This window comes from Curtobacterium sp. B8 (assembly GCF_000333315.1).
In the GTDB taxonomy this organism is placed as follows: Bacteria; Actinomycetota; Actinomycetes; order Actinomycetales; family Microbacteriaceae; genus Curtobacterium; species Curtobacterium luteum.
This window is the reverse complement of the sequence record NZ_BACW01000579.1, coordinates 1-3051: the sequence shown is the minus strand read 5'-3', so window position 1 is coordinate 3051 and position 3051 is coordinate 1. Positions and strand designations below refer to the sequence as shown.

At 76.2% G+C, this 3051-nt stretch carries 2 protein-coding genes and 1 pseudogene; all 3 read right to left on the bottom strand.

Translation table 11 applies throughout. The annotated features are described in order from the left end of the window. Positions 1 to 1358 (bottom strand): zinc-ribbon domain-containing protein (locus I59_RS15680; protein WP_376764456.1); only part of this gene is annotated, 1358 nt, incomplete at its 3' end. Between the two features lie 345 nt (positions 1359 to 1703). Then, positions 1704 to 1772: pseudogene (locus I59_RS23940) on the bottom strand (zinc-ribbon domain-containing protein); the annotation flags it as partial. After that, on the bottom strand, positions 1769 to 3051 hold a 1283-nt coding region (locus tag I59_RS15675), incomplete at its 5' end, for a transglutaminase domain-containing protein (protein WP_022904677.1). The gene I59_RS15675 and the pseudogene I59_RS23940, both read right to left, overlap by 4 nt.

Here is a 3051-nt window from a genome sequence, read left to right as displayed (position 1 = left end):
CCGGCTGCGGCCGGGGCAGCGCCCGAGGAGCCCGGTGCCGTGGACGCCGAACCGCTCGCCGTGCTGAAGTGCAGCACGACCGGCGCGTGGGTCGGGGTCTTGGACACGATCCGGGTCTCGTCGACGTCCTGGTCGTCGCTGTCGTCGGGCACGTCGCCGTCATCGAGGTCAGTACCGGCGCTGGACGGCACGGATGGACGCTGGAGCGGCGGGGCGGGGCGCTCAGGAGCCGCGGTCTGCCCGTGGTCGGGCATCCCGGGGATCGGCGGGAGCGGTGCGGCCCGCGGCACGGGTGTGATCGGTGCGGCGGCATCCCCCGCGCCCTCGGGTGCTCCGGCAGGGTCGTCGGCGGCCTGGGCCTCGCCCGCGCTGTCCGTCGACACCGGCGCCGCGTGCAGTCCTCGTGGCCGCACGGCCGCGCGGAAGAGGTGGTCGTCGTCCGGCGCGGACGACGCCCCGTCAGCCGTCGCATCCGGCGTCGCCTCGGTCGCCGTGTGCTCCGACGGTCGACCTGCTCCGGCAGTCGGCTCGGGCTCAGGCTCGTCACCCGCGACCGCTGCGTGGTGCAGGGCGGCGTCGCGCTCGGATGGTCCGTCGCGGTCCGCGACCTCGTCGTCGTCCGCGATCACGTCGTCCGAGGCGTTGCCATCCCGCTCGCGAGCGTCCGACTGCTCGTCGTCCTCGGCCGCAGCCTCGTCCTCGCCCGGTCCCTCGTCCTCGGCAGCCCAGTCCGGGCGGGCGACGGGGAGCGGGACGACCGGGCCGGTGAAGGCCGCCGTGACCGCGGGGCGGACAGCGCCGCAGTTGCTGCAGAAGATGTCGTCCGGCTCGAGCGCGTGGCCGCACACGTGGCATGTGGCACCGGCGGAACCCGGGGTCACGAGCGGGACCGGACGCTGGGGCGCGGGGCGGCGATCGACGAGCGGCTCCACGACGGCGGTGTCCCCGGGCTGTGGCGGCGAAGCGACCGGGGCCGGACGCTCCGCCGCGAGAGCAGCGTCCGCGGCGTTGCTCGGCTGGTCCTGCCCCGGCGTCGCCGACGGGGTGCCTGAGCCGGCCCGGTCTCCGGGCTCCTCCTGGGCGGGCGCGGCCGAGCGGCCGATCCACCAGGACCGCGTCGAGGGCGCGGCGGGCGCGGCCTCCGGTGCGGGAGGCTGCCATGCCGGGGTCGACTGCTGGGCCGGCGGCTGCCAGACGGGCTCGTCCGGGGTCGGCTGGTGCCCGCGGTCGGAGCCCGGGGCCCGCGGTGCACGGTCCGCGACGCGGGTCACCTCGGGGTCGTCCTCGGGCGCCGACGACGCGGAGCCGGGAGCGAAGGCGTCGGGGTCGAGCGGCGGCTCTTGCTCGAAGGACGGCACCGGCGACTGCGCCCACGCTGGCTGACCGCCGGTCCGCGGGCCGGGCGCAGGCTCACCGCCCGTCGGCAGACCGGGCGCCGGCTGTCCGGATTCCGGCTGTCGGGACTCGTACCCGGCGGAAGGGGTCGAGGGCTGCGCGGGCGCCGCCTGACGCCGGGCACCGGGGCGGTCATCACCGGTGAGCCAAGCGCGGGTCGCCGGGTCCAGGGTCGACTCCGGGAGCCAGGCATCCGCCGCCGGGTCCGGACGACGGCCGTGCACGTCGGGCTGGAGGAAGCGCGGCGGCGGCCCCTGCTCGACCGGGGCGCTGGCGGCCGGACGTCGGTTCGCGGTCGCCGTCACCGCACGTCCGCACTCACCGCAGAAGATCGCTCCGTCCGGCAACGCCGAGCCGCAGTGTTCGCATCTGATCACGTGGTGCCTCTGTCCTCACTCGGTCGACCTTCCTCGCGCTGTCGTCCACGATGTCCGATCGGCCTCCGGCCATCGTAGTCACGCGAGGTCCGACCGCCCTTCGAGGAGACGAGGCCGACCCGGCCGTCGACCGCCGCCCGGCGGACGTCGCCGAGCCGGAGGGAGCGGAGGGACACGGCCGTCCGGAACCGTTCCCGACGGGTGCGCCCGGTGCGCAGGCTGGTGATCGCCTCGTCGGTCGCCCGCCACATCCGGTCCGCGGTCGGTGCGTCGACCTCGCTCGGCCCGAAGACCGCGCGATCGGCCAGGGCCGCCAACCCGGGGCCGCCCTCCCCCGGCGCGCCGCGGACGCTCTCGCGGCGGGTCGCCGAGGGTGCCACCACGTGTCCGCGGTCGAGGAGCGCATCGCGGTACTCGTCCCACGCCCCGACGATCCGACCGCGTGGCGACGGAGCCCGACGTCGACGCCGGCGTCGGATCCGCTTGACCAGGACGATCACGGCGAACGGCAGGAGCACGAGCGCGGCGACCGCGAGGACCCCGGCCACCCACGGGAGCACGGCGAGGAGGATCTGGAGCCAGAGCGGCTGCACCGGCGGCGTGTCGCGGTCGCTCTGCGGCGGCGCCTGCTGGTCCTGGTCCTGCTGGTCGGCCGGCGGCGGGGGCACGACGGTCTCCGGGCGGGTGACCGGCTTCGGGGTCTCCTGCTGCGCGTCCGGGATCTTCCGGACGGTCGGGTTGGGGTTGAGCATGACCCATCCCCACTGCGCCGTGTCGACCTCGATGCGAGCGGTGACGTCCGAGCCCGTGAACGTCGTCGTCCCGCCGTCGGAAGCCGCGTCGGCGCCGGAGTCGCCACCCTCCGCGAACCCGAGCACGACCCGTGTCGGGAAGCCGATCTGCTCGGCCATCAGCGCCGCGGCGACCGCGTACTGCTCCTGGTCCCCGACCATGAGGGCTGAGGTCAGCAGCTCGGTGATCCGGTCGGCGCCGTGTCCGGACCGGCTCGCGCGGTCGTCACCGACACCGTGGCTCACGTATCCCGTCCGGCGCAGTTGCTCCAGCATCGCGACGAGCTTCGCGCCGTCCGACCCCGCACCGTCCGTGTACGCCTCGACGGTGTCGCGCACCGCGTCCGGGACACCGCGGAGCGCGGGGAGCTGCGCCGTCCCCGGCTTCGCCGAGGCGAGCTGGCCCTGCGTCGGCTGGTCCGGGAGTACCGCGGTCAGGTCGTAGGTCGTCCCGCGGGACACCCCGCCGACGACGGCGCCGGTGCCCG